This window comes from Microbacterium kyungheense, assembly GCF_006783905.1.
Classification (GTDB): Bacteria; Actinomycetota; Actinomycetes; order Actinomycetales; family Microbacteriaceae; genus Microbacterium; species Microbacterium kyungheense.
In genome coordinates this window covers 478,686-504,683 of record NZ_VFPE01000001.1, presented here as the reverse complement: position 1 = coordinate 504,683, position 25,998 = coordinate 478,686, and the positions used below count along the sequence as shown (strand labels likewise).

The window sequence follows — 25,998 nt, the reverse complement described above, 5'->3', positions numbered from 1 at the left end:
CCGCCCGGCGGCTTTCGGCGAGTCGCCGAGAACCGCCGCCACGGAGGCAGATTCTGGCGAGTCGCCGACAACCGCCGCCACGGAGGCAGATTCTGGCGAGTCGCCGACAACGCCCGGCGCCTCAGCGCGCGCGGCGCGAGGGATGCTCGACCGCGGCGCGCAGCGCGGCCACGAGCGCCGGACGCACCGCGTCGGGCGCGAACGCGGCAGCTGCGGCACGGGCGTGCGCCGACAGCTCTGCGCGGCGCCCGTCGTCCTGCAGCAGACCGATGAGCGCGGCCGACAACGCCCCGATCTCTCCCGGCGGCACGAGCACGCCGGCGTCGCCGACGGCCTCGCGCGGACCGTAGCGGACGTCTGTCGAGACCACCGGCAGCCCGCGCGCCAGCGCCTCGGCGATCGAGAGCCCCTGCCCTTCGAACGCGGTGGAGGTGAGGAAGACAGCGGACCGGTCGAACACGGCGTCGCGCTCCGCCGTCGCGCCGTGCAGCGTCACCGAGGCAGAGACGCCGAGCTCGTCGACGAGCGCCTGCAGCTCATCGCGCAGCGGCCCGTCGCCGTACACGTCGAGCTGCGCGTCGGGCACGGCCGCGACGACCGCAGGCCACGCCCGCACGGCAAGGTCGACGCGCTTCTGCGGCGCGAGCCGGTTGAGCATCACCACCCGGTGCGGATCGCGGGATGCCGCGGCTCGGGGCTCGTCGCCGAGCTCGATGGTGTTGGGCGCGACGTGGAACGTGCCCGGATCGCCGAAGCGCTCCGCGACCTCGTCGCGCTGCGCTTCGGTGGGCCACACCACCGCGTCGTACGCGTCGAGCGTCCGCAGCCACCGCTCCCACAGGCCGGTCACCGGCGCGGTGGGGTCGTCGTGCGGAGCCGGAAGATGCGAGTTGTGGATCGTGTGCACGAGCCGCACGCGCGGGTCGTCCCAGTCCACGAGCGCCTCGCCGATCTGCCGGGACTCGCACACCACGACGAACAGGCGGTCGGGGTCGCCCGCGGCGGCGCGGCGCTCATCCGCGATCGCGTCCAGCCATGCGATGTACAGCCCGCGGAACCCGCGCAGCACGCGATCCCCCTCCGCCGTGTGCACCACGACGTTCGCGTCGCGCAGGTGCCACTCCGGGTCGTTCTCGAACACCGGCAGCTCCACGACGGCGCGGCCGCCGGCATCCCGAACCGTGCGATAGGCGACGCCCGGCGTCTGCCCGCCCGGCGAGCCCGCCCGCGACAGCCGCTGCCCGCCGGAGAGGAGCTCATCGAACAGGTTGCGCATGCGCGACACCTCGGGCACGTGCCCGCCGTCCACGAACGCCTGCCGCTGCGCGGCATGCACCTCGGGCGACTGACCGTCGACGCTCAGCATCAGCGGCTCGCGCGCGCCCGCCTCCTCGAGCAGCCGCAGCCGGGCCGGCACCGCCACGGCGAACCCGCCGTCGAGGCCGAGCGCGATCCGGCTCCCCAGTACCACGTAGTCGGCATCGGGCAGCTGCGCGTCAGGGCTCACCCGTCCATCCTCCCCCGCGAACACGTGCCGAAACGAATGGATGCCGCAAGCCAGAGCTTGCGGCATCCATCTCAGATCACTCCCACTCGATGGTCCCCGGGGGCTTCGAGGTGACGTCGAGGACGACGCGGTTGATCTCGCGCACCTCGTTGGTGATGCGGTTGGAGATCTTCGACAGCACGTCGTAGGGCAGGCGCGTCCAGTCGGCGGTCATCGCGTCCTCGGACGACACCGGGCGCAGCACGATCGGGTGACCGTAGGTGCGGCCGTCGCCCTGCACCCCCACCGAGCGCACATCGGCCAGCAGCACGACCGGGCACTGCCAGATCTCGCCGTCCAGGCCCGCCTTCGTCAGCTCTTCGCGGGCGATGGCGTCGGCATCGCGCAGAATCTCGAGACGGTCAGCGGTGACCTCACCCACGATGCGGATGCCGAGGCCGGGGCCCGGAAAGGGCTGACGCGAGACGATGACCTCGGGAAGGCCCAGCTCGCGGCCGATCGCCCGCACCTCGTCCTTGAACAGGGTGCGCAGCGGCTCGACGAGCTCGAACTGCAGGTCCTCGGGCAGGCCGCCGACGTTGTGGTGCGACTTGATGTTCGCGGTACCGGTGCCGCCGCCGGACTCGACGACGTCGGGGTACAGCGTCCCCTGCACCAGGAAGCGGATCGGCTCGCCCTCTGCCGCCGCCTCGGCGACCAGGTCGGCCTGCACCTTCTCGAACGCGCGGATGAACTCGCGGCCGATGATCTTGCGCTTCTGCTCGGGGTCGCTCACACCGGCGAGGGCGTTCAGGAACTGCTCGCGCGCGTCGACGGTCACGAGGCGCACGCCGGTGGAGGCGACGTAGTCCTGCTCGACCTGCTCGCGCTCGCCCTTGCGGAGGAGCCCGTGGTCGACGAACACCGCGACGAGCTGGTCGCCGACGGCCTTGTGCACGAGCGCGGTCGAGACGGCCGAGTCCACGCCGCCCGACAGGGCCGACAGCACGTGGCCGGTGCCGACCTGGGCGCGGATCTTCTCGACCTGCTCGGCGATGACGTTGCCGCTGTTCCAGTCGGCGGGAAGGCCCGCCGCCTTGTGCAGGAAGTTCTCGATGACGTTCTGGCCGTAGTCCGAGTGCTTGACCTCGGGATGCCACTGCACGCCGTACAGCCGGCGCTCGTCGCTGCCGAACGCGGCCACCGGGGTCGCTCCGGTCGACGCGAGGACCTCGAAGCCTTCGGGCGCCTTGGCGACCTGGTCGCCGTGGCTCATCCACACGTTCTGCTCCACCGGCTGACCGCCCAGCAGCACGCCGCCGTCACCCGTGACGGCGGCATCCGTCGCACCGTACTCGCGCAGTCCGGTGTTGGCGACCTCGCCGCCGAGCGCCTGCGCCATGACCTGGAAGCCGTAGCAGATGCCGAGCGTCGGCACGCCGAGCTCGAACACGCCGGTGTCCAGCGCCGGAGCACCCTCTTCGTACACCGACGACGGGCCGCCCGACAGGATGATGCCGACGGGGTTCTTCGCCGCGATGTCGGCCGCCGTCGCGGTGTGCGGCACGATCTCGCTGTACACGCCGGCCTCGCGGACGCGGCGGGCGATCAGCTGCGCGTACTGCGCGCCGAAGTCGACGACGAGGACCGGACGCTGGTCGGTCTCATTTTGTTCGGTCAACGCTTGTTCTCCGTAGGGATGGCGTGAGTGAGGGACGAGTGCTCGGAGCGCGAGTGCAGTTCATCGGCCTCGCGCTGCGCGAGGTAGGACTTCACGTCGCGGGCGACGCGGGCCTCCATGAAGAACGACAGCAGCGGCACGATGCCGCCCGCCGCGAGCATCGCCAGGCGGCCGAGGTTCCAGCGCATGAGGCTCCACACGCGGAAGCACGAGATGAGGTACACGACGTAGAACCAGCCGTGCGCGACCAGGATGCCCAGCGACAGGTTGAACCCGTCACCGGTGGACTCCAGGCCGGAGGCGGTCTCGACGACGGGCGCGAACCACAGGAAGCCGCCGGATCCGCCGAGGAACAGCTCGTAGCCGACGGCGTACTTGACGACCATCTCGGCCACGAGCAGCAGCAGCATGGTGCCCGTGATGATCGAGCAGATCTGGTAGAACTTCAGGGCTCCGCGGATCGCCGGAAAGGAAGCGAGCTTCGGGGCGCGGGGCATGACCCCCAGTCTACCCGCGTGTCGCCGCGGCCCCGCCGGGGCCGTCGTCGGCGCCCTCGGCCTCCTCGTCGTCTGCCAGGTCCTCGAGCTCCTTCTCCCACGCGTCCTTCGCGAGGCGGTACCAGAGGTAGAAGGCGAAGCCCGCGAAGACCGCCCACTCGACGGCGTAGAAGATGTTCAGCCAGTTGACGGTCGACCCCTGTTCGGGCGCCGGCGACGAGATCGCCTCCAGTCCGCCGAACGCCTCGCCCGACGCGAGATACGGCCGGAACACGCTGAGCTCGTCGACGTCGTGCCAACGGCCCAGCAGCGCTGCCGGCGACATCCGCGTCATGGTCTGCGGGTCCGCGCCGTGCGGTGGGAGCACCGGTCCCTCGTCGGCGATCAGGCGACCCGTCACCGTGACCGGATCGGCATCGGATGCCTCGTCCTCGAGCTTCTCGACGGCTGCGTGCGCGGCATCCGTCGTCGGCGCCCAGCCGAGCGCGACGGCCACCGACACCGGGCCGGCGACGTCCGTCTCGCCCTCGTCGAGACGCAGCTGACCGGTCACCCAGTAGCCCTTCACGCCGTCGTTGTAGCGGGACTCGACGATGAGGAAGTCGCCCGGCACCCACGTGCCGTCCGCCTCGACGCGCTGGCCCACCAGGGGGTCTTTGAGGTACTCGCCGGGCTGCACGACGTCGCCGATCGGGCGCACCTCTTCGGTGGCGCCCGGCGGCGTCGGGTTCACCTGCACCGCGCGGGCGAGCTGCCACTGCCCGAGCCACGCGAAGACGCCGGCGACGACCAGGCACAGCAGCAGCATGCCGATCCATCGCGGCCGCAGCAGCACCTCGCGCAGGGTCGGCGGGAAGACCTCCGGTGCGGGAGGAGATTCGGGCGAGGGTGAGCTCATCCCGCGGCGTACGGGGCGACGACGACCTCGACGCGCTGGAACTCCTTGAGATCGGAGTATCCGGTCGTCGCCATCGACTTGCGCAGCGCCCCGATGAGGTTCGCCGTGCCGTCGGCCACGGGCGCGGGGCCGTACAGGATCTCTTCGAGCGAAGCGACCTGGTCGACCTTCACGCGCTTTCCGCGCGGAAGCTTGGCGTGGTGCGCCTCGGGACCCCAGTGGAAGCCGCGGCCGGGGGCATCCGTCGCCCGTGCCAGCGCGACGCCCAGCATGACGGCATCCGCCCCCATCGCGATCGCCTTGACGATGTCGCCCGACGTGCCCACGCCGCCGTCGGCGATGACGTGCACGTAGCGCCCACCCGATTCGTCGAGGTAGTCGCGACGCGCGCCGGCGACGTCGGCGACGGCGGTGGCCATCGGCGCGTGCAGCCCCAGCGTGGCGCGGGTCGTCGACGCCGCTCCCCCGCCGAATCCGACGAGCACGCCCGCGGCGCCGGTGCGCATCAGGTGCAGGGCCGCGGTGTAGGTCGACGCGCCGCCGACGATCACCGGGACGTCGAGGTCGTAGATGAACTTCTTGAGGTTGAGGGGCTGGTCGACGCTCGACACGTGCTCGGCCGACACCGTGGTGCCGCGGATCACGAACAGGTCGACGCCCGCGGCGACGACCGTCTCGTATAGATCCTGCGTGCGCTGCGGCGTGAGCGAGCCGGCCACGGTGACGCCGGCCGCACGGATCTCGGCGAGCCGATCGCGCACCAGCTCGGGCTTGATCGGCTCGGAGTACAGCTCCTGCATGCGGCCGGTCGCGGCGCCCTTGTCGAGGCCGGCGATCTCGGCGAGCAGCGGCTCGGGGTCGTCGTAGCGCGTCCACAGCCCCTCCAGGTCGAGGACGCCGAGGCCGCCGAGCTGGCCGAGCATGATCGCCGTGCGCGGACTCACGACCGAGTCCATCGGGGCGCCGAGCACCGGGATGTCGAAGCTGAACGCGTCGATCGTCCAGGCCGTCGACACGTCCTCGGGGTTGCGCGTTCGCCTCGACGGCACCACCGCGATGTCGTCGAACGTGTAGGCGCGACGCGCGCGCTTTGCCCGGCCGAGTTCGATGTCCATGCTCACGCGTCCAGCCTACCCGCCACCCTCCGTGCCACCCGATTCGGCCTCCCATCCGGGTTCGGGGCGCGCGCCGTGCGTTCGGGGCGCGCGCCCTGCGTTCGGGGCGCGCGCCCTGCGCCCCGAACGGACGAACCGCGCCCCGAACGGCGGGTCCTCACCGGGCACGCACGACGCGGGCCTCGTCCCACACCGGGGCGTCGGACTCGAACACGCGGCCGTCCGAGCCGAAGACGAGGAAGCGGTCGAACGACTTCGCGAGCCACCGGTCGTGGGTGACGGCGAGCACGGTGCCCTCGAAGCGCGCGAGCGCGTCCTGCAGCGCCTCGGCCGAGACGAGGTCGAGGTTGTCGGTCGGCTCGTCCAGCAGCAGCAGCGTCGCACCCGAGAGCTCCAGCAGCAGGATCTGGAACCGCGCCTGCTGGCCACCCGAGAGGCTGTCGAACGTCTGCTCGGCCTGCGCCACGAGACCGTAGCGGTCCAGGGCGCTCGACGCGGCGTCGCGCGGCAGCCCCGCGCGGGCGTCCTCGCCGCGGTGCAGGATGTCGAGCAGCGTGCGTCCGTCGAACTCGGGATGCCGGTGCGTCTGAGCGAACCAGCCCGGCACCACGCGGGCGCCGAGGATCGCACGCCCCTCGTGCGCGACCGGCTCCAGAGCGGCGCCGGTCGCGGTGATGTGCCCTAGCCGCCCGTCGGGGTCGGTGCCGCCACGGGCGAGCAGGCGGAGGAAATGCGACTTGCCCGATCCGTTCGACCCCAGCACGGCGACGCGGTCGCCGAACCACACCTCGACGTCGAACGGCTTCATGAGCCCGGTGAGCTCGAGCCTCTCGGCGACCACGGCGCGTCTGCCGGTGCGCGCACCGCGCAGCCGTACGTCGAGGTCCTGCTCCTTAGGACGCTCCCGCGGCGGCCCGGCCTCTTCGAACTTGCTGAGCCGCGTCTGGGCGGCGCGGTACCGCGAGGCCATGTCGCTGTTGTTCGCGGCCTTCACCTTGAGCATCGCGACCAGCGCCTTGAGCTTCACGTGCTGCTCGTCCCAGCGCCGGCGCAGCTCGTCGAGCCGTGCCATGCGGTCCTCGCGAGCGCGGTGATAGGTGCCGAAGCCCCCGCCGTGCACCCACGCCGTGCTGCCCGCGCCACCGGTCTCGAGCGTCACGATGCGATCGGCCGCGCGCGCCAGCAGCTCACGGTCATGCGACACGAGCAGCACCGTCTTCGGAGTCTCGCGCAGGCGATCCTCGAGCCACCGCTTGCCCGGCACGTCGAGGTAGTTGTCCGGCTCGTCCAGCAGCAGCACCTGGTCGGGGCCGCGCAGCAGCGCCTCCAGCGCCAGCCGTTTCTGCTCGCCGCCCGACAGCGTCGTGAGCTCGCGGTACCGTGCACGCGAGAACGGGATGCCGAGGGCCGCGGTGGTGCAGGTGTCCCAGACGGTCTCGTATTCGTAGCCGCCCGCCTCGGCGTAGTCGGCGAGCGCGCCGGCATAGCGCATCTGCGTGTCGAGGTCGTCGTGCTCGATGATCGCGGCCTCGGAGTCCTCGAGCTCGCGCGCCGCGCGGCGCACCCGGTCGGGCGCGACCGAGATCAACAGGTCATGCACGGTCTGCCCGGGCCCGCCGTGGCCCACGAACTGGTCCATGACGCCCAGGCCTCCGTCGATCGAGACCACGCCCGAGAGCGCGGGCGTCTCGTCGCGGATGATCTTGAGCAGCGTCGTCTTGCCCGCGCCGTTCTGGCCGATGAGCGCTGTCGTCGATCCTTCGCCCACGCGGAACGAGACCTCGTCGAGCAGCGGTCTGCCGTCCGGCAGCGCGTACGAGACGGCGGCGATGTCGATGTAACCCACGGGGTTCCCCTCTGCTCCGGTGCGCCACTTGCGCTGAGCGAGGAACGAGACGAAGCGTTTCTCGCCGAAGGGGAGCCGACCAGACTATCCGAGTCGGCGGCGTTCGTGACCGCGGGGATCAGGCCGCCGGGGCGGCGTAGCGGCCGGACCTGACAGCCCGCTCGCGGGCCTTCGCGGCCTCGACCTCGCGGTTCTTCGGCGGGGCCACGGCGACGAGGTCGTCGAGGAGGTGCTGCGTGATGTGGGCGATCTCGTGGACGGCGTGGTCGAACGCCTCCTGGTTCGCCTTCGAGGGCTTCGTGGTGCCCGCGATCTTGCGCACGTACTGGAGCGCGGCGGCGTGGACCTCTTCGGAGGTCGCGGCGGGCTCGAAGTTGTGGAGCGTGTGGATGTTCCGGCACATGTGCCCGACGATACGCCGGACGCCCGACGTCGTCACCCCGGGCGGAGTACCGCGCGACGAGCCGCCTCGACGACGACCGGATCCGCGCACCCGGCCGCGAACCCCGCGATCCTCCGGTCGATCTCACGCTGCAGCACCCGGGTGCCGATCCACTCGGCGAGCGGCGCGAGCCACGCCGGGCGGCACGAGAAGTTGTAGCGCCACACGGCTCGCGTGCCCTCGCCGGCGGGTTCGAAGCGCCAGCCGCCGCCCATCTTCTCGAAGAACCAGGGCCCGTCGATCATCTTCATGCCCACCGACGTCGGCGGCCGGTACGAGACGTACTCGCTCACCATCCGCAACCCGCTGCGCTGCACCGTGAGCGTGCGCACGCCCTTGCCGGCGGCATCCACTCCGTCCAGGAACTGCTGTCGGCGGATGAAGCGGTCCCACCGCAGGCGCACCGCGCCGGTGGTCTGCGAGACGGCGAACGCGAGATCGGGCGGGAGGGGGACGACGGCGGACGCCTCGACGACGGGCACGCTGCTGCTACCGGCGCTCGTCGCTACCAGCGCTCGTCGCCGCGCGGAAGCACGTCGAGCACATGCGGGAGCTCGGTCGGGAAGCACGAGTGGAAGAGCTCGGTGATCTGCGGGTCGGAGCCGTAGTCGTCGACGATCCGCAGGCCGATCATCGTGCTGATGAGCATGCCTTCCGCCATGAACGTGCGGGCGCCGTCGGCGTCGAGCCCCATCTCGTCGCGGAAGAACCGCCATACCTGCGCGAATCCCCGCCGCGAGGCGGGGCCGATCACGGGATGGCTGCCGAGCAGATACCCGTGGGCGAGGGTCTGGTGCAGGCCGCGCACCTCGATGAGGTCGACGAACGCCTGCCCGATGCGCTTGCCCGCGGCCTTCTCCTCGCTGATCGACGGGTCGGGATCGGCCGACGTGTCGGAGAGCGCCGCGCGGAACGCCGTGAGCGTCCGTGTGAGCGCGTCGTCGAGTGCGGCGAGGAAGAGGTTCTCTTTCGAGCCGAACAGCCGGACGACGTACGGCTGGCTGACGCCGGCGGCTCGCGCGACCTCGTCGGTGGTGGCTCCCTCGTATCCGCGGGCGCCGAAGACGGCGAGCGCGGCCTGCAGGATCTGCCGGCGCCGTTCATCGGACGACAGCCGCCTGCCGCCCTCGGTCGTCTCGTCGACCGCGACTGCTCCGTCGCCCAGTGCTGCAGAAGTCATGTCGAAAGGTTATCAGCGAATGACTTGACTTTGTAATCAGTCGATTACTACATTGTCGTCCAGCAAGTAATCATCGAATAACAACCGGAGATCTCCATGTCCGCAGCAGCACCGCCCACCGCCACCCGGCGGTCGCGCCCGTTCGCCCTCGTCCTCGCCGCGGCATCCCTGCCGATGTTCATGGCGACGCTCGACAACCTGGTCATGACCAACGCGCTCCCGGTGCTGCACCGCGACATGGGGGCCAGCGTCGAAGAGCTGCAGTGGTTCGTGAACGCCTACACCCTCGCGTTCGCGGGCACGATCCTCATCGCGTCCGCCCTCGGCGACCGATTCGGCCGCCGGACGGTCTTCGCGATCGGCATCGCCGTGTTCGGCGCCGGGTCTGTGCTCGCCGCCCTCAGCACGGATCCCGGACAGCTCATCGCCGCGCGCGCCGTGCAGGGATTCGGTGCCGCTGGCGTGATGCCGCTCTCGCTCGCACTGCTCAGCGGAGCGGTGCCGGCGCAGCGCCGTCCGCTGGCCATCGGCATCTGGGGCGGCGTCGCCGGGCTCGGCGTCGCGGTCGGCCCGCTCGTCGGCGGCGCCATCATGGAGGGCTGGAACTGGCAGGCGATCTTCTGGATCAACGTGCCCGTGGCCCTCATCGCCATCCCTCTCGCCCTCGTCGTACTCAACAACGACTTCGGCGCCCGCGCTCGCATCGACGTGCCCGGTGCGGTGCTCGCCGCCGCGGGCGTCCTCGCGCTCGTCCACGCGATCGTCCGCGGCAACGACGACGGCTGGGACTCGTTCGGCGTGATCGCCGAGATCGTCGTGGGCGCGGTCCTCGTCGTCGCGTTCCTCGTCTGGCAGCTGCGCGCGAAGGCGCCGCTGGTTCCGCTGCGGCTGTTCCGCGACCGCTCGTTCTCGATCACCAACATCATCGGATTCGCCTTCAGCTTCGGAACGTTCGGCGCCGTGTTCCTCCTGATCCAGTACCTGCAGGTCGTGCAGGGGTCATCGCCGCTGGAGGCTGCCGTGCAGACCACTCCGTGGACCCTCGCACCGATGTTCATCGCTCCGGTCGCCGGAATCCTGGCGCCGCGGGTCGGCACGCGCCTGCTGCTCGTCGTCGGCCTCACCCTCCAGGGCATCGCGCTCACCTGGATCGCGGCCGTCATGGCGACCGACCTGGATTACCCCACTCTCATCGCGCCGTTCGTGATGGCCGGCGTCGGCATGGCGCTCGTGTTCGCCCCGTCCGCCACGGCGCTGCTGGCCACCCTCGGGCTCGTCGACCACGCCAAGGCGTCGGGCGTGAACTCGACCGTGCGCGAGCTCGGCGTCGCACTGGGCACGGCTGTCATGACCGCGATCTTCGTCGGGGCAGGCGGCGAGCTCCTGCCCGACAGCTACGTCGACGCCGCACGTCCCGCGGTGTTCACCGGGGCCGCGGTGCTCTTCGTCGCGGCAGTCGTCGCACTGTGGCTGCCCGCGGGGAAGTCGGTGGGATCGGATGCCGCCACCCGGGCGACCGCCGGCACCGAGGCCGCCGAGCCCGAGCTCGCGCCCACGGCATAACCTCGCCGCGTGTGCCCACCGCCCTCGCCCGACCGGCGAGGGCGGTGCGGTGCGCGCAGGGCGCGGTCAGTCCCCCTTGCCCCGCATCAGGCGCGTGAACGGTCCGTCGAAGACGAAGAGCAGGAAGGCGATGGACCCGAGCCAGGGCGCGAGGGCCACGACGACGATCGCGATGAGGAGGGCGCTCAGCGCACCGCGACCGTACGCCGCGGCCTCGGCCTGGCTCATGTCGGGCAGCATCTCTTCGCGGTGGCGCATCGCCCAGCGCCACTGCAGCCAGCTGCACAGGATCGCGCACAGGAACGCCACCGGCATGGCGAGCCTGCCGGCGAAGTACTCCGAGTACTCGGTGATAAGGCCCGTGGCGAAGGGGACCAGCACGATGAACAGCAGACGCGCGTTGTTGAGCCAGATCATCATGCCGTCGACGTGAGAGATGTGCTCGAACTGTCGCACGTGCTCGACCCACAGCAGGCACAGCAGCGCGAAGCTCAACGCGAAGTTGAGGAAGAGCTCCCACATGCCGCCGAGCGCCGCCCACATCTCTGCGTCGGTGTCCACGGCGCCCAGCGAGTGCGAGGTGAGGTCGAGCACCAGCAGCGTCGCCGCGATCGCGAACACGCCGTCGGTGAACGCCTCCAGCCGCACGGTGCGCTGCGACGCCTCCGCGTGAGCGCGCTGTCTGATCATGGCGCCAGGCTAGCGACACGGCAGTCGGCGCCCGCCATCACACTCCGTCATGCCGCCGGCCGGCGCTTCGCAGGGCGAGAGGATGGTTGTGCGCCCCGATGCCGCAGCCGGCGGCCGGCGCATGGGGAGGACTCTCGTGACCGAGCACGTTCCGTTCGTCGTCGTCGGCGCAGGCGCCATGGGTCTGGCCACCACGTGGCAGCTCGCCCGGCGCGGTCACCGCGTGCTGACGCTGGAGCGGTTCGCGCGGGGCCACACGCGCGGTGCGTCGCACGGCGCCACCCGCAACTTCAACAACGCCTACGGCAGCGCCCACTACCTCGACCTGCTCACCCTTGCGCGCAGCGAATGGGACGAACTGGCGCGCACGACCGGCGAGCCGCTGCTGCGCCTCCACGGGCTGGCGAGCCACGGCGACCGGCAGCTCCTCGAAGGGGTGCACGGCGCCCTCGTCGCCCGCGGCGAGCGCGCGGAGGTGCTGGCCGCGACCGAGGCCGCGCGCCGCTGGCGCGGCATGCGGTTCGACGGGGACGTGCTGTTCACTCCTGACGCCGGGGTCGTGCGCGCTGCGGCTGCGCTCGAGGCGCTCGAGCGGGCGGCCCGTTCGCGCGGCGCCGACATCCGCTTCGCACACGCGGTCACCGTCGTCGACGAGGGGCCGTACGGGGTGGCTCTGACCGTGGATGCGGGCGGCGAGCGTCTCGACGTCGTCGCCGACACGGTCGTGGTGACGGCGGGCGCCTGGACCGCCGGCATCCTTCCCGATGCCTTTCCGCTCCCGCGCCTGACCGTCACCGAAGAGAGCCCCGCCCATTTCGCCCCGCGGTCGGCCGACCTCGCGTGGCCGTCGTTCAACCATTTCGTGGACCCGCAGCGCGGGCCCATCGGCAATGTCTACGGCATGCCCACCCCCGGCGAGGGCGTCAAGGTGGGCTTCCACATGGTCGGTCCTGTCGTCGACCCGGACGCGCGGAGCTTCCGGCCCGTGCCCGAACAGGCGGCGCAGCTGCGCGAGTACGTCGCGGAGTGGTTCCCGGGCCTCGAACCCCACACCGCCGCGCCGATCAGCTGCACGTACACCTCGACCGACACCGAGGACTTCGTGCTCGATCGCCGCGGCCGGATCGTCGTCGGCGCGGGCTTCTCGGGTCACGGCTTCAAGTTCACGCCCGCGGTCGGTTCGGTGCTCGCCGACCTCGCGACGGACGACTCCGCCCGCGCCGCCGCGCCGTTCCGCCTCGCCTGACCGACGGCATCCGTTTCGCGAACGTCGCAGATGCGCGCGAAGCTCGCAGATCTCCCGCGGAATCCTGCGAGCTCGGTGACATTCTGCGAAGTCTGTGAGGCAGGAGGTGGCCTCAGGCCGCCAGATGAAGGCCCGCGGCGACGGCTCGGCGGACGGTGCGCTCCAGGGTCGGCCAGTCATGGACGACCTGTGCGTAGCTGAAGCGCAGCACTGTGTAGCCACGGAGCCGTAGTTCTGCGTCGTGCGCGATGTTCGCGCTGCGCTGCGCGCTCGACGAGTGGAACTCGTATCCGTCGATCTGCAGGACCAGACGATCCCCGACGAGTACGAGGCACTGAGCAATGTGCAGCAGCGCGTCTGCGGTGGTCCCCACCAAGGAGCGTGCAGCCGGAACGATCGGCTTCGTCCAGTGCGTGACGCCCCGCGCGCCCGGGGTATGCGCGGACGCCGAGCCGGGATGGACGTGCAGGTGCAGCTCATGTCCGATGCCTTCCGGCATCCACCAGCCTCGCCGTTGCGCGAGGGACGTGCAGGTGACCCGCCCACCTGCCAGCGCCGCCAGGCGCAGATCGGCGGGAGCGTCCGGAGCCGCCAGCCACACCCGCCGGATCCGCTCCGCGTGCCGGTCGCGCACGAAGGCGCGGACCACGGCGAGCGCGATTCCCGCTCGCAGCGCCTCATCGCGATGGACGATTCCCCCCTGTCGTGCGATCCAGGCGCCAAGCTGCTCTGTCGTCTGCGTGGCGCGGCCGCGGCCGGGACGGCGAAGAGCGGATGCTGCCGGCCCGGGTGGGCCGACGGCATCCGCTCTTCTTCCCGCGAGGCGGGTTACTTCTTGTAGTTCGGGGCCTCGACGACGATCTGCACGTCGTGCGGGTGCGATTCCTTCAGCCCGGCGGCCGTGATGCGGACGAACTTGCCCTTGGCCTTGAGCTCGTCGATCGTGCGGGCGCCCACGTAGAACATCGACTGACGCAGGCCGCCGACGAGCTGGTAGGCGACGGCCGAGACGGGGCCGCGGTACGCGACCTGCCCCTCGATGCCCTCGGGGATCAGCTTGTCGTCGCTGGGGACGTCGGCCTGGAAGTAGCGGTCCTTCGAGTACGAGGTCTTCTTGCCGCGGGTCTGCAGCGCACCCAGCGACCCCATGCCGCGGTACTGCTTGAACTGCTTGCCGCCCTGGAAGACGATCTCGCCCGGCGACTCGTCGGTGCCGGCGAGGAGGGAGCCGAGCATCACCGTGTCGGCACCTGCCACGAGCGCCTTGGCGATGTCGCCCGAGTACTGCAGGCCGCCGTCCGCGATGACGGGCACGCCCGCCTCGCGCGCCGCGAGCGACGCCTCGTAGATGGCCGTGACCTGGGGCACGCCGACGCCGGCGACGACGCGGGTGGTGCAGATCGAGCCCGGGCCGACGCCGACCTTGACGGCGTCGACACCCGCGTCGATGAGCGCCTGGGCGCCCTCGCGCGTCGCGACGTTGCCGCCCACGACGTCGATGTGGGCGAACGACTCGTCGGCCTTCAGGCGGCGCACCATGTCGATGACGCCGGCGGACTGGCCGTTGGCGGTGTCGACGACGATGACGTCCACACCGGCATCGCGCAGCGCCTCGGCGCGCTGCCACGCGTCCCCGAAGAAGCCGATGGCGGCGCCGACGCGCAGACGGCCCTGCTCGTCCTTGGTGGCGAGCGGGTACTTCTCGCTCTTGTCGAAGTCCTTGATGGTGATGAGGCCGGCCAGGGTGCCGTCCTCGTCGATGAGGGGCAGCTTCTCGACACGGTGCCGGGCGAACAGCGCGATGACCTCGCCGGCGCTGATGCCGACGCGGCCCGTGACGAGGTTCTCGGTCGTCATGACGTCGCGCACCTTGGTGGTCTGGCGCTCGAAGCCCGAGACGAAGCGCATGTCGCGGTTGGTCACGATGCCCACGAGGTGGTTGTCGGCGTCGACGACGGGAAGGCCCGAGATGCGGTACTGCGCGCACAGCGAGTCGACCTCTTCGATCGTCGCGTCGGGGGTCGTCGTGATCGGGTCGGTGATCATGCCGGACTCGCTGCGCTTGACGCGGTCGACCATCGACGCCTGGTCCTCGATGGAGAGGTTGCGGTGGATGATGCCGATGCCGCCCTCGCGCGCGATCGCGATCGCGAGGCGGGCCTCGGTGACGGTGTCCATCGCGGCGGAGGCCAGCGGCGTGGCCACCGTGATGCGCCGCGTGAGCCGCGACGAGGTGTCCGCCTCGCTCGGGATCACGTCGGTGTGCCCGGGCAGCAGCAGCACATCGTCGTAGGTCAGTCCGACGAAGCCGAAGGGGTCGTTGTGCTCCATGGGTCTCCTCGCGCGCGGCGCGTTCGATTGAGGGGTGGGCGGCGGCGGCCGGCGCGTTTGTGACGCTCCGTCTTCGATTCTAAGCGCGCGAAGGGGCCGATTTGTTCCCGCAGAAACGGCACGCGCGAGGGCGCGCGCGTGAGGCCTGTCCGGTGCGATTTCGATCGGATCACGTATCCACAGGTGACCGTAGGCGAAACAGCGACGACACATTACAGTCGTAGCGTCGCCATCACGGCCGATGCGACCCGAGCTTCGGTGTCCGCGTGGTGGCGAACTGGAGGTTCTGTGGGCAATACGACCGCACTCGCGCGGCGGCGACACCGGTCCGCGCGACCATTCGCGCTCGCCGCCCTGTTCACCCTGTTGGTGGCGGCGCTGCTTGTGAGCCTGGCCCCGCCGGCCTTCGCGGCCGACGACGATCCGGCCGACTATCCGTATGCGATCGCCGGCAACGTGCGCTCGGCGGGCGAACCCATCGAGGGCGCCACGATCACCGTCACCGGCGACGACTTCGAGGGCGAGGCGACCACCGCCGAGAACGGCAGCTGGCGCGTGCCGGTGCCGTCGAAGGACGTGACCTACACGGTCGAGCTCGACGAGGACAGCCTGCCCGACACGGTGGCCGTGCCCGATGACTTCGAGTTCACGCAAGAGGTCACCTTCGGCCCGTCGAACACCGTCACCCGCAACTTCACGCTGGGCGCGGCAGAGCGCACCACGGTGAGCTTCTGGGATCAGTTCCTCTCACGCGCGGTCAACGGCCTGAACTTCGGCCTGATGCTCGCCCTCGCCGCGATCGGCCTCTCGCTCGTCTACGGCACGACGGGCCTGTCGAACTTCGCGCACGGCGAGATGGTGACCTTCGGCGCGCTGGCCGCGCTGCTGTTCACGACCGGCTTCGGGCTGTCGATCTGGCTCGCCATCCCCCTCGCGGTCGCGGTGTCCGCCGTCTTCGGATGGGGGATGGATGCCGGGATCTGGCGTCCGCTGCGACGCAAAGGCCTCGGCACCGTGCAGCTCATGATCGTCTCGATCGGCCTCTCGCTGGCGCTGCGCTACACGTACCAGATCTTCATCGGAGGCGGCACGCAGCAGCTGCCGGGTGCGGTGGCGGCCTCGATACCCGGTCTCGGGCCGATCCGCCTCACGGTCACCGACGTCATCAGCATGGCGCTGTCGATCGTCGTGATCGGGATCTTCGCGTGGTGGCTCATGCGCACCCGCATCGGGCGGGCCACCAGGGCGGTGTCCGACAACCCGTCGCTCGCGTCGGCCAGCGGCATCGACGTGGATGCCGTCGTCCGCGTGGTGTGGATCGTCGCGGCCGCGCTCGCGGGCCTGTCCGGCATCCTGTGGGCGTACTTCCGCCCGGGCATCAAATGGGACATGGGCACCAGCATCCTGCTGCTCATCTTCGCGGCGGTGACCCTCGGCGGTCTCGGCACGGCCTTCGGGGCGCTCATCGGGTCGCTGATCGTGGGACTCCTGGTCGAGCTGTCGACGCTCTGGATCCCCTCCGACCTCAAGTACGTCGGCGCGCTGGTCGTGCTGATCGTGATCCTGCTGTTCCGCCCACAGGGCATCCTCGGTCGCCGAGAGCGAATCGGATAAGGCGCGCTATGAACTGGCTCCAGATCATCAACAACACGCTCGCGCAGATCCTCGCGCCGGCGACGCTCGGCTACGTGCTCGCCGCCATCGGGCTCTCGGTGCACTTCGGCTTCGCGGGACTGCTCAACATGGGTGTCGCGGGTTTCATGGCCATCGGCGCTTACGGCTTCGCGATCTCGATCCTCTCGTTCGGGATCCCCTGGCCGCTGGCGGCCCTCATCGGCCTCGCCGGGTCGGTCATCTTCGCCATCATCCTGGGTGTCCCCACGCTGCGGCTGCGGGGCGACTACCTCGCGATCGTGACGATCGCGGCCGCCGAGGTGCTCCGCCTGCTGTTCCTCACCTCGGCCTTCCGGGGCGTGACGGGATCCGCCGACGGCCTGTCCGGATTCCAGGCCGGGTTCCGCGCGAGCAACCCGCTCCCGCCCGGCCGGTGGGGCTTCGGCCCGTGGACGTACCAGTCCGACCAGTGGTGGGTCATCATCGTCGGGACGATCGTCATCGCGATCACTGTGCTGTTCGTCTGGCTGCTCATGAGCAGCCCGTGGGGTCGCGTGCTGCGCGGCATCCGCGAAGACGAGGACGCGGTGCGCTCGCTCGGCAAGAACGTCTTCGCCTTCAAGATGCAGGCGCTGATCGTGGGCGGCATCATCATCGCGGCGGGCGGCATCGTCACGGCGATGGGGACGAACGTCAACCCGAACGTGTACGTGACGTCGCAGACCTTCTACGTGTGGACGGCGCTGCTGCTCGGCGGTGCGGCCACGATCTTCGGACCGGTGCTGGGCGCCGTGCTGTTCTGGATGGTCCGCGCGTTCCTCTCGAACCTGCTGCCGGCGCTCGTCGAGATCGGCTGGCTGCCGTTCCTCACCACCGAGCAGAGCCAGATGCTCGTGTTCGTGCTCGTGGGCGTGGCGCTGATGCTCCTGGTGATCTTCCGCCCGCAGGGCATCCTCGGAAGCAAGAAGGAGCTGACCTTTGTCCGCTGAGGTAGTCCCCCCGACCCGCAGGCCCAAGTCGACGGGCCTGCACAAGGGCGAAGCCCGCCCCGGTGTCGAGAAGGTCGATCCGATCATCGTCGCCGACGGCGTCACGCGCGTCTTCGGCGGTCTGACCGCCGTCGACGTCGAACATCTCGAGATCCCGCGCAACGCCATCACGGCGCTCATCGGCCCGAACGGCGCCGGCAAGACCACGCTGTTCAACCTGCTCACGGGGTTCGACAAGCCCAATGAGGGATCGTGGTCGTTCGACGGCACCAATCTGGCCGGCATCCCCGCCTTCAAGGCGGCCCGCATGGGGCAGGTGCGCACGTTCCAGCTCACGAAGTCCCTCGGCCTGCTCACGGTGCTCGAGAACATGAAGCTCGGCGCCACGCGCCAGTCCGGTGAGCGGATCTGGGCGAGCATCCTGCCGTTCCTGTGGCGCAAGCAGGAGAGCGAGATCGAAGACAAGGCCCGCGACCTGCTCGTGCGCTTCAAGCTCGACGCCAAAGAGAAGGACTACGCCGCGTCGCTGTCGGGCGGTCAGCGCAAGCTGCTCGAGATGGCCCGGGCGCTCATGAGCGACCCGACCCTCGTGATGCTCGACGAGCCGATGGCCGGCGTGAACCCTGCCCTCACCGAGTCGCTGCTCGACCACATCCTCGATCTCAAGGACCTCGGCATGACCGTGCTCTTCGTCGAGCACGACATGCACATGGTGCGTCACATCGCGGACTGGGTCGTGGTGATGGCCGAAGGCAGGATCGTCGCCGAGGGTCCGCCCGAGACCGTCATGAAGGACCAGGCCGTCATCGACGCGTACCTCGGCGCGCACCAGGACGTCGACCTCGGCGTGGTGACCGGTCGCATCGAGGGCCAGCTCACCGCGGAGGCACAGGAGCTGGTCGAGACTGCGCGCGAGCTGGATCAGGCGATCGAGATCGAGAGCGCCGAGCCCCTGCCGCACGACGGCGACGAACCGGAGGAGCAGAAGTGAGCGACACGGCACAGGCGCCCGCGCCCGCCCCCACCCCGACCGCGCAGAACGTGATCGAGGTGCGGAGCGTGACCGCCGGCTACCTCCCGGGCGTCAACATCCTCAACGGGGCGAGCCTGACCGCCGCGAAGGGCGAGCTCATCGGCATCATCGGCCCCAACGGCGCCGGCAAGTCGACGATGCTCAAGGCCATCTTCGGTCAGGTCAAGATCCGCGAAGGCTCTGTCGTCCTCAACGGCGAAGACATCACGGGGCTCCGCGCGAACAAGCTGGTCGCGAAGGGCGTGGGGTTCGTGCCTCAGACGAACAACGTCTTCCCCAGCCTGACGATCGCCGAGAACCTGCAGATGGGCGCCTACCAGCGGCCCAAGATCTACGCGGAGCGGGTCGACTTCATCACATCGGTCTTCCCCGACCTCGGCAAGCGGCTGCAGCAGCGCGCCGGCTCGCTGTCGGGCGGTGAACGCCAGATGGTGGCCATGGGCCGCGCCCTCATGATGGACCCGCACGTGCTGCTGCTGGACGAGCCGTCCGCCGGTCTGTCGCCGTCCCGGCAGGACGAGGCGTTCCTGCGGGTCTCCGAGATCAACAAGGCCGGCGTCACGACCGTCATGGTCGAGCAGAACGCGCGCCGCTGCCTGCAGATCTGCGACCGCGGCTACGTCCTCGACCAGGGCCGCGACGCCTACACCGGCACGGGCCGCGAGCTGCTCAACGACCCGAACGTGATCGGCCTGTACCTGGGCACCCTCGGGGCCTGACGCGTCGGCTGCGGCCGACAGCGAGAAAGCAGAGAGTGGATGCCGCGGCATCCACTCTCTGCTTCTGCTGTCTGCGGGGCCGTCGTCCGCGCGCCGCAGGTGGCTCGAACGAGAGCGGGGCCCCGGTCCGAAGACCGGGGCCCCGCCTGTCAGCTCGTCTCAGCCGATGTTGAGGAACGAGTAGTTGTTGTCGTCGCCGTACTCGAAGACGCCGATCGTCGCCTCGGTCGGGTCGCCGACCTCGTTGAACGTGATCGGACCCGACACACCGTCATAGTCGGCGGTCTCGCCGCTGATGATGATGTCGGCGCACTCCGCGAACGTGGTGCACTTCGTTCCGCCGTTGGTGCCCGAGACGTTCTGCAGGTGCGCAGCCACGTCAGGACCAGCAGACGAGCCCGCCTCGAGGGCGGCCAGCGCCAGCAGGATCACTGCGTCGTACGACTCCGGACCGTAGGTGAAGTCCTTCAGCTCAGGGTTGCCCTGGCCGGTGTAGAAGGCGTTCAGGTCGGTGCGGAACTGCTCGATCGAGGCCGGGTCGACCGCGGGGTAGGTGCCCTTCGCGCCGGTCAGCGTGCCCTCGTCGAACTCGTCGCCGAAGTTCGAGAGGTTGCCGTCGACGAAGTACATCTTGTCCTTCGGGTAGTCGGCGCCCACGAGCTCGGGGATGATCGTCTTGACCTCTTCGAACGTGATCAGCGCGATCGCGTCCGGGTCGGCCGCGAGGACGTCCTCGACCTGCGCCGAGAAGTTCGTGTCACCCGTGTTGTAGAGCGACGCGGCGACGACGTTGCCGCCGGCGGCCTCGAACGACTTCTTGGTGAAGCAGGCCAGACCGGTGCCGTACGAGTCGTTCAGCACGATCATGCCGAGCGTCTCGTTGCCGTCGCCGGCGATCAGGTTGCCGAGCACCTCGCCCTGCAGCACGTCCGACGGAGCGGTGCGCCAGTACAGGCCGTTGTCCTCGTATCCCGTGAAGGCAGCCGACGTGTTGGCCGGCGAGAACTGGATCGCGTTGGCGGCGATCACCTGGTCGATGAACTGCAACGACGTTCCCGACGACGCGGCGCCGATGATCGCGGTGGCGCCTTCGCCGAGCACGCGCGGGATCTCGGTCTCGTAGGCCTTGTTGTCGGTGTCACCCGAGTCGCCCTGCACGAGGTTGATGTTGATGCCCTTGCCGGCCGCGTTGACGTCCGACGCCGCGAACTCAGTGCCCGCGATCTCGGGCGGGCCGAGGAAGGCGAGGTTGCCGGTGACGGGCAGCGCCGTGCCGATCGTGTAGGTGAGATCGGTCGCCGGACCCGTCGACGTTGACGTGTATTCCGGGGAGTACGCAGCGGGCTCTGCCGCGTCGCAATCGATCGGGAACTCGAAGTCGCTGGCCTTGGCATCGTCGGTCGAGTCCGGGGTCGAACTGCCCGAGCATCCGGCCAGGACGAGCGCGCTCACGCCGACCAGGGCGAGGCCGCCGAGGATCGTCGCGGCGCGCGAGCGGGTGAAGACGCTCATAATGCTCCTTGCTTGTATGGACAAGGGACGGCATCGGGGTGCCGTCCCGGTGACCCCAACCTAACCGCGACAAGCGTTCGCGAATGTTGCCGTTCGTTAACGATGTGTAACGGGCTGGACCGGGGGATTTCGATCCGATCTCGTTGATTCGACCCGGTATACCCCTGGTGGGTATAAGCTCGTTCCGCGGTACCCCTCAGGGGTATCCTTGGAACCTCACGAGAAGGGCGACGACATGACCGGCTTCGAGAAGAGCACTGTCGAGTACAAAGTGACGGGGATGAGCTGCGGGCACTGCGAGGCGTCCGTGCGCGGCGAGGTGTCGAAGCTCGCCGGCGTCGAGGACGTGCAGGTGAGCGCCGCCGACGGCACGCTGCGCATCGTCTCTGCGGCGGACCTCGCCGACGAGGCCGTCATCGCGGCCGTCGACGAGGCGGGCTACACCGCGGTCCGCGCCTGATGTCGTCCTCGGCCCCGACCGCCCGGATCGAACTCGAGATCGGCGGGATGACGTGCGCCTCGTGCGCCGCGCGGATCGAGAAGCGCCTGAACCGGATGGACGGGGTCGAGGCGTCCGTCAACTACGCGACCGAGAAGGCCGTCGTGAGCGCACCCGCGGGCGTCGATCCTCAGGCACTCATCGACGAGGTCGTCAAGACGGGCTACACCGCCGTGCTGCCCGCTCCCCCGGCCGCTGCCGCCATCGACACGACGGGTGACGAGCCCGCCGATCCCGAACTCGCGAGCCTGCGCCAGCGGCTGATCGGCTCGATCGTGCTGTCGGCGCCGGTGGTCCTGCTGGCCATGATCCCCGCGCTGCAGTTCACGTACTGGCAGTGGGCGTCGCTCGCGCTCGCGGCGCCGGTCGTGGTGTGGGGCGCCTGGCCGTTCCACCGCGCGGCCTGGATCAACCTGCGCCACGGCGCGGCGACGATGGACACGCTCATCTCGCTCGGCGTCTCGGCGGCGTTCCTGTCGTCGCTGTACGCGCTGTTCTTCGGCCACGCCGGCATGCCCGGCATGACCCACGCGTTCGAGTGGTCGGTGACGCCGAGCGACGGCGCCGGCGACATCTACCTCGAGGTCGCCGCCGGCGTGACGACGTTCGTGCTCGCCGGACGCTACTTCGAGCAGCGGTCCAAGCGCCGCGCCGGCGCCGCCTTGCGCGCTCTCCTCGAGATCGGCGCGAAGGACGTCGCCGTGCTGCGCCCCGCTGCCGACGGCGCCGTCGCCGAGGTGCGCGTGCCGATCGCCGAGCTGCGCGCCGGCGAGGAGTTCGTCGTGCGCCCGGGTGAGAAGATCGCGACCGACGGCGTCGTCGCCTCGGGCACCTCCGCTGTGGACGCTTCGATGGTGACGGGCGAATCCGTCCCCGTCGAGGTCGCGCCCGGCGATGCCGTGATCGGCGCGACGGTCAACGCCGGCGGTCGCCTTGTCGTGCGCGCCACGCGCGTGGGCGACGACACCCAGCTCGCGCAGATGGCGCGGCTCGTCGAGGACGCGCAGTCGGGCAAGGCCAAGGTGCAGCGCCTCGCCGACCGCATCTCGGGGATCTTCGTCCCGATCGTGCTGCTGATCGCGCTCGGCACCCTGGCCGGCTGGCTGCTGACGGGTGCGTCGGCGTCGATGGCGTTCACCGCCGCGGTCGCTGTGCTGATCATCGCGTGCCCCTGCGCGCTCGGGCTCGCCACGCCGACGGCCCTCCTCGTCGGGACGGGGCGCGGCGCTCAGCTCGGCATCCTCATCAAGGGTCCCGAGGTGCTGGAGTCCACGCGCACCGTCGACACCGTCGTGCTCGACAAGACCGGCACCGTGACGACCGGCCGCATGTCTCTGGTCGACGTCGTGGTCGCGGGACAGCGGGTCCCCACGCCCCCTCCGGGCGCCGCCGGCACCTCGCCCGGAGCCTCCGGGCGCGTGGGCCCAGCCGCATCCACCGGCCGCGCGGAGCTGCTGCGCCTCGCCGGGGCCCTCGAGCACGCCTCCGAGCATCCCATCGCACAGGCGATCGCCCGCGCGGCGGCCGACGAGACCGGCGCGCTGCCCGCGGTGGAGTCGTTCCAGAACGTCCCCGGCAAGGGCGTGTCCGGCGTCGTTGACGGGCACGCGGTGCTCGTCGGGCGCGACGCATTGCTGGCCGATTGGGCATTGACCGCGCCCGCCGACATCGCCGCCGCGAAGGACGCGGCCGAGGCTCTCGGCCGCACGGCGGTGCTCGTCGCATGGGACGGCGAGGTGCGCGGTGTGCTCGTGGTCGCCGACCAGGTCAAGCCCACCAGCGCCGAGGCGGTCGCCCAACTGCGCTCGCTCGGACTCACCCCCGTGCTGCTCACCGGCGACAACGCCGCCGCGGCGCGCGCGATCGCCGACGAGGTGGGGATCGACCGCGTGATCGCCGAGGTCCTCCCGCACGACAAGGTTGCCGTGGTGAAGGAGCTGCAGGCCGAGGGCCGCGTCGTGGCCATGGTGGGCGACGGCGTGAACGACGCCGCGGCGCTCGCGCAGGCAGACCTCGGCCTCGCCATGGGGACGGGGACGGATGCCGCGATCGAGGCCTCCGACATCACCCTGGTGCGCGGCGACCTGCGCAGCGCCGCCGACGCCATCCGGCTGTCGCGCGCGACGCTCGGCACGATCCGCGTGAACCTGTTCTGGGCGTTCGCGTACAACGTGGCCGCCCTGCCGCTGGCCGCGCTCGGCCTCTTGAACCCTATGATCGCGGGAGCGGCCATGGCGTTCTCGAGCGTCTTCGTGGTCGGCAACAGCCTTCGCCTGCGGCGGTTCCGCAGCCTCTCGCACTCACGTCGTTGAAGGAGTCAGACATGACCGACACCGCACTGGATCAGGCTCCCCTGGACCACGATCACGGCCACCACGGCTACATCACCGACAAGGACAAGTACCTCAACCGCCTCAAGCGCATCGAGGGGCAGGCCCGCGGCGTCCACAAGATGGTCGAGGACGAGAAGTACTGCATCGACATCCTCACGCAGATCAGCGCCCTCACCTCCGCACTGGAGGCCGTGGCCGTCGGGCTGCTCGACGACCACCTGCGGCACTGCGTGGTGGATGCCGCCCGCCTGGGCGGCGAAGAGGCCGACGCCAAGATCACCGAGGCCACGCAGGCGATCGCGCGTCTCGTGCGCTGACGCCGCGTCTACCACCGGCAATTCTCGCGCCCGCGCATGTCCCCGCCCTATTCGTTCGCGCTGTCGAAATCGGCATGTGCGCACGCTTCTTTCTGGCGCGAATGCCGATTTCGACAGCGCGGACTGACGGGGGTCACCGGAAAGTGCAGCGGATGCCGGTTTCTGCAGCGCGAAGCCGGTCCACGGCCCGCCACGCGCACGAAGTTGCGGGGCGGATCGCGCGTCCCGGGCAGAGCGTGACTGCGCGCACGCGCCGGGCAGAGCGTCAGCGCGCGGCGCGCACCCGCCGGGCGTGGACGATCGAGTCGACGGTCAGCACGATCAGTGCGACCCACACCAGGCCGAAGCCGATCCAGCGCTCCAGCGGCATGGGCTCCTGCAGCACGAGCCAGCCGATGAGGAACTGCAGGATGGGCGCCGCGAACTGCAGCAAGCCGATCGTCGTGAGCGACACCCGCCGCGCGCCGGCGGCGAACAGCAGCAGCGGCACTGCCGTGATGACGCCCGTGAGGCTCAGCAGCACGGTGTGCTCCCAGCCGTAGGCGCCCATCGTGAGGCCCTGCGTCCCCGCCACGACCACGAGCACGATCGCGGCGATCGGGGTCAGCCACATCGTCTCGAGCGTGAGGCCGCTCACGGCGTCGACGGACGGTCCGACCTGCTTCTTCACGAGGCCGTAGAGCCCGAAGGATGCCGCCAGCGTGAGCGCGATCCACGGGAAGGCGCCGTACCCCACGATGATGACGATCACGGCCGCGACCGCGATGCCGATCGCGACCCACTGCGTCGCGCGCAGCCGCTCGTGCAGCACGAGCACGCCGAGCATGACGGTCACGATGGGATTGACGAAGTAGCCGAGGCTCGTCTCGATCACGTGGCCGCTCAGCGCCCCGAGGATGAAGACCTGCCAGTTGATGTAGATGAGCACGCCGGCCAGCGCTGTGAGCCACAGCAGCCGCCGTTGCTTCATGATGGCGACCAGGCGCCCCCACGTCCGCGTCACCGTGAGCAGCAGTGCGCAGAACACCAGCGACAGCACGATGCGCCACGCGACGAGCTCGAACGGGCCGGTCGGCGCGAGCAGCAGGAAGTACAGCGGCAGGAAGCCCCACAGCAGATAGGCGATGAGCCCGTACACCGTGCCGAGGGTCCGCTCCCTGCCCGGCTCGCCCGATGAGGGCGGCAGCGAGATCCCCGCGGTGGAGGCGGCGGATTCCGCCAGGTCTTCGACGCCGGCTTCGGTGGGGCGGGATGCCGGTTCGGAACTCACCGTTCCAGCCTAGGACGGCGTCCGCGGGGCGGACGCCGCGCAGGGGCCGCCGACATCCTTCCGACTGCCGATCGTCGTGCGATGCCTGCCACGCCCGGGAACGACGAGAGGGCCGGATGCCGAAGCACCCGACCCTCTCGGTACGCGGAGTGCGCTGGACTCAGCGGACGACGACCGCGAGCACGTCGCGAGCCGACAGGACGAGGAACTCGTCGCCGCCGAACTTGACCTCGGTGCCGCCGTACTTGCTGTAGATCACGCGGTCGCCGACGGCGACGTCGAGCGGGATGCGGTTGCCGTTGTCGTCGATGCGGCCGGGGCCCACCGCCACGACCTCGCCCTCCTGGGGCTTCTCCTTGGCGGTGTCGGGGATGACCAGACCGCTGGACGTGGTCTGCTCGGCCTCGACCTGCTTGATGACGATGCGGTCCTCGAGCGGCTTGATGGAAACCGACACGGTCTACCTCTTCTTTCTTGAGACTGAAGACTCGTTAGCACTCTGACGTTGAGAGTGCTGACGCCAGTCTAGGCAACGCATTGGCACTCACGCAACGTGAGTGCCAATGCGCGTCACGCACGCGGCCAGCCGGGCTCGCGCCTACCGGACAGCGACGATTCGGTCGAGGTGTATCAGGTCACCCGCCAGCGCCCTCAGGGTTGACATGACCGAGTTCCACGACCCACCCCTCGCGTCATCCCACTCATGGTGGTAGAACTGACCGCGGGGGACCATTGTC

General features: G+C 70.2%; 24 protein-coding genes. 9 read left to right on the top strand and 15 right to left on the bottom strand.

The annotated features are described in order from the left end of the window. Positions 1 to 121: 121 nt before the first annotated feature. The 9 genes from FB391_RS02260 to FB391_RS02220 all read right to left on the bottom strand — a co-directional run bounded on the left by FB391_RS02260 (position 122) and on the right by FB391_RS02220 (position 9,145). Positions 122 to 1,507, bottom strand: a complete 1,386-nt coding sequence (locus FB391_RS02260) for a glycosyltransferase (protein WP_185842898.1) — start codon at positions 1,505 to 1,507, stop codon at positions 122 to 124. A 76-nt stretch (positions 1,508 to 1,583) separates the two neighbouring features. Further along, positions 1,584 to 3,167, bottom strand: a complete 1,584-nt coding sequence (gene guaA, locus FB391_RS02255) for a glutamine-hydrolyzing GMP synthase (protein WP_141892654.1) — start codon at positions 3,165 to 3,167, stop codon at positions 1,584 to 1,586. Further along, positions 3,164 to 3,664 carry a DUF3817 domain-containing protein gene (locus tag FB391_RS02250; protein WP_141892653.1) on the bottom strand — a complete coding sequence of 167 codons (501 nt, stop codon included), beginning with the start codon at positions 3,662 to 3,664 and terminating at the stop codon, positions 3,164 to 3,166. The genes guaA and FB391_RS02250 overlap by 4 nt, the downstream gene beginning before the upstream one ends. A gap of 10 nt (positions 3,665 to 3,674) precedes the next feature. Continuing rightward, complete coding sequence (locus FB391_RS02245; protein ID WP_141892652.1) at positions 3,675 to 4,562, bottom strand: SURF1 family protein; 888 nt, start codon at positions 4,560 to 4,562, stop codon at positions 3,675 to 3,677. Beyond that, a complete protein-coding gene (locus FB391_RS02240; RefSeq protein WP_141893612.1) occupies positions 4,559 to 5,677 on the bottom strand; it encodes a GuaB3 family IMP dehydrogenase-related protein in 1,119 nt (372 codons plus the stop codon). Before FB391_RS02240 ends, FB391_RS02245 begins: the two co-directional genes overlap by 4 nt. A gap of 157 nt (positions 5,678 to 5,834) precedes the next feature. Then, entirely contained in the window at positions 5,835 to 7,523 is a 1,689-nt protein-coding gene (locus FB391_RS02235) for an ABC-F family ATP-binding cassette domain-containing protein (RefSeq protein ID WP_141892651.1), read from the bottom strand. Between the two features lie 118 nt (positions 7,524 to 7,641). Next, positions 7,642 to 7,926 carry a DUF2277 domain-containing protein gene (locus FB391_RS02230; protein WP_141892650.1) on the bottom strand — a complete coding sequence of 95 codons (285 nt, stop codon included), beginning with the start codon at positions 7,924 to 7,926 and terminating at the stop codon, positions 7,642 to 7,644. Between the two features lie 32 nt (positions 7,927 to 7,958). After that, a complete protein-coding gene (locus FB391_RS02225; RefSeq protein ID WP_141892649.1) occupies positions 7,959 to 8,447 on the bottom strand; it encodes a type II toxin-antitoxin system RatA family toxin in 489 nt (162 codons plus the stop codon). 23 nt (positions 8,448 to 8,470) lie between these two features. After that, entirely contained in the window at positions 8,471 to 9,145 is a 675-nt protein-coding gene (locus tag FB391_RS02220) for a TetR/AcrR family transcriptional regulator (protein WP_141892648.1), read from the bottom strand. Positions 9,146 to 9,241: 96 nt separating this feature from the next. Here FB391_RS02220 and FB391_RS02215 point away from each other — a divergent pair, with 96 nt between their 5' ends. Beyond that, positions 9,242 to 10,708, top strand: coding sequence for a DHA2 family efflux MFS transporter permease subunit (locus FB391_RS02215; RefSeq protein WP_141892647.1), 1,467 nt, complete (start codon positions 9,242 to 9,244; stop codon positions 10,706 to 10,708). A gap of 66 nt (positions 10,709 to 10,774) precedes the next feature. Here FB391_RS02215 and FB391_RS02210 read toward each other — a convergent pair whose 3' ends face one another. Next, entirely contained in the window at positions 10,775 to 11,398 is a 624-nt protein-coding gene (locus FB391_RS02210) for a TMEM175 family protein (protein WP_141892646.1), read from the bottom strand. Positions 11,399 to 11,534: 136 nt separating this feature from the next. Here FB391_RS02210 and FB391_RS02205 point away from each other — a divergent pair, with 136 nt between their 5' ends. Then, positions 11,535 to 12,644 (top strand): FAD-dependent oxidoreductase, encoded by a 1,110-nt coding sequence (locus FB391_RS02205; protein WP_141892645.1) that lies wholly within the window; start codon positions 11,535 to 11,537, stop codon positions 12,642 to 12,644. Between the two features lie 112 nt (positions 12,645 to 12,756). On the opposite strand, the gene FB391_RS19855 is transcribed toward FB391_RS02205, so the two are convergent. Together FB391_RS19855 and guaB are read right to left on the bottom strand one after the other, a co-directional pair. Further along, the gene (locus FB391_RS19855; RefSeq protein WP_246093324.1) at positions 12,757 to 13,143 is read right to left on the bottom strand and encodes a PDDEXK family nuclease; all 387 of its coding nucleotides are present in this window, start codon (positions 13,141 to 13,143) and stop codon (positions 12,757 to 12,759) included. Positions 13,144 to 13,472: 329 nt separating this feature from the next. Next, entirely contained in the window at positions 13,473 to 14,975 is a 1,503-nt protein-coding gene (guaB, locus tag FB391_RS02195; RefSeq protein WP_141892644.1) for an IMP dehydrogenase, read from the bottom strand. 354 nt (positions 14,976 to 15,329) lie between these two features. Here guaB and FB391_RS02190 point away from each other — a divergent pair, with 354 nt between their 5' ends. Genes FB391_RS02190 through FB391_RS02175 form a run of 4 tightly spaced genes read left to right on the top strand, consistent with a single transcriptional unit; the run spans position 15,330 to position 19,330 of the window. Beyond that, positions 15,330 to 16,589 carry a branched-chain amino acid ABC transporter permease gene (locus FB391_RS02190; protein WP_141893610.1) on the top strand — a complete coding sequence of 420 codons (1,260 nt, stop codon included), beginning with the start codon at positions 15,330 to 15,332 and terminating at the stop codon, positions 16,587 to 16,589. A gap of 8 nt (positions 16,590 to 16,597) precedes the next feature. Continuing rightward, complete coding sequence (locus FB391_RS02185; RefSeq protein ID WP_141892643.1) at positions 16,598 to 17,578, top strand: branched-chain amino acid ABC transporter permease; 981 nt, start codon at positions 16,598 to 16,600, stop codon at positions 17,576 to 17,578. Next, positions 17,568 to 18,569 (top strand): ABC transporter ATP-binding protein, encoded by a 1,002-nt coding sequence (locus FB391_RS02180; RefSeq protein WP_141892642.1) that lies wholly within the window; start codon positions 17,568 to 17,570, stop codon positions 18,567 to 18,569. The genes FB391_RS02185 and FB391_RS02180 overlap by 11 nt, the downstream gene beginning before the upstream one ends. Continuing rightward, positions 18,566 to 19,330 carry an ABC transporter ATP-binding protein gene (locus tag FB391_RS02175; RefSeq protein ID WP_141892641.1) on the top strand — a complete coding sequence of 255 codons (765 nt, stop codon included), beginning with the start codon at positions 18,566 to 18,568 and terminating at the stop codon, positions 19,328 to 19,330. Before FB391_RS02180 ends, FB391_RS02175 begins: the two co-directional genes overlap by 4 nt. Before the next feature lie 159 nt (positions 19,331 to 19,489). On the opposite strand, the gene FB391_RS02170 is transcribed toward FB391_RS02175, so the two are convergent. Further along, positions 19,490 to 20,842: an ABC transporter substrate-binding protein gene (locus tag FB391_RS02170; RefSeq protein WP_141892640.1), complete on the bottom strand. Its 1,353-nt coding sequence runs from the start codon at positions 20,840 to 20,842 to the stop codon at positions 19,490 to 19,492. A 235-nt stretch (positions 20,843 to 21,077) separates the two neighbouring features. Between FB391_RS02170 and FB391_RS02165 the strand changes: the two genes are divergently transcribed. From FB391_RS02165 to FB391_RS02155, 3 genes are read left to right on the top strand one after another with little or no spacing between them, the layout of a single operon-like run. Then, on the top strand, positions 21,078 to 21,302 hold the full coding sequence (locus FB391_RS02165; RefSeq protein WP_141892639.1) for a heavy-metal-associated domain-containing protein: 225 nt from the start codon (positions 21,078 to 21,080) through the stop codon (positions 21,300 to 21,302). Further along, positions 21,302 to 23,653 (top strand): heavy metal translocating P-type ATPase, encoded by a 2,352-nt coding sequence (locus tag FB391_RS02160; protein ID WP_141892638.1) that lies wholly within the window; start codon positions 21,302 to 21,304, stop codon positions 23,651 to 23,653. Before FB391_RS02165 ends, FB391_RS02160 begins: the two co-directional genes overlap by 1 nt. An 11-nt stretch (positions 23,654 to 23,664) precedes the next feature. Continuing rightward, complete coding sequence (locus tag FB391_RS02155; protein ID WP_141892637.1) at positions 23,665 to 23,991, top strand: metal-sensitive transcriptional regulator; 327 nt, start codon at positions 23,665 to 23,667, stop codon at positions 23,989 to 23,991. A gap of 265 nt (positions 23,992 to 24,256) precedes the next feature. Here FB391_RS02155 and rarD read toward each other — a convergent pair whose 3' ends face one another. Then, a complete protein-coding gene (rarD, locus tag FB391_RS02150) occupies positions 24,257 to 25,177 on the bottom strand; it encodes an EamA family transporter RarD (RefSeq protein WP_425462938.1) in 921 nt (306 codons plus the stop codon). Positions 25,178 to 25,421: 244 nt separating this feature from the next. After that, positions 25,422 to 25,718 carry a co-chaperone GroES gene (gene groES, locus FB391_RS02145; RefSeq protein ID WP_045275440.1) on the bottom strand — a complete coding sequence of 99 codons (297 nt, stop codon included), beginning with the start codon at positions 25,716 to 25,718 and terminating at the stop codon, positions 25,422 to 25,424. Positions 25,719 to 25,998: the final 280 nt, after the last annotated feature.